Source organism: Corynebacterium sp. UMB6689 (assembly GCF_030215295.1).
Classification (GTDB): Bacteria; Actinomycetota; Actinomycetes; order Mycobacteriales; family Mycobacteriaceae; genus Corynebacterium; species Corynebacterium aurimucosum.
This window is the reverse complement of record NZ_JASOLS010000234.1, coordinates 1-251: the sequence shown is the minus strand read 5'-3', so window position 1 is coordinate 251 and position 251 is coordinate 1. Positions and strand designations below refer to the sequence as shown.

1 pseudogene is annotated in these 251 nt (G+C 49.8%); it reads left to right on the top strand.

The annotated features are described in order from the left end of the window. Window positions 1-251 (top strand): annotated as a pseudogene (locus QP363_RS13320) (hypothetical protein); the annotation flags it as partial.

Sequence of the window (251 nt, the reverse complement as noted above, 5' to 3'; positions counted from 1 at the left end):
CAACAGCAACCAAACCACTCAAGTAATCCCTCGTCCAAATAAGGGCGGCATTAAAGATGCCAAGGTCGATGAAGCCGGACATTTGATCATCAGTCTTGACGATGGTCGGACCATTGATGCAGGTCTTGTTCGCGGCAAAGACGGCCGTGACGGTCGCGATGGTAAAGACGGAAAAGATGGCAAGGACGGTCAAGATGGCTTAACTCCAGATATTAAGCCGGTCTTCGATAAGAACGGCAAACAAATCGGAG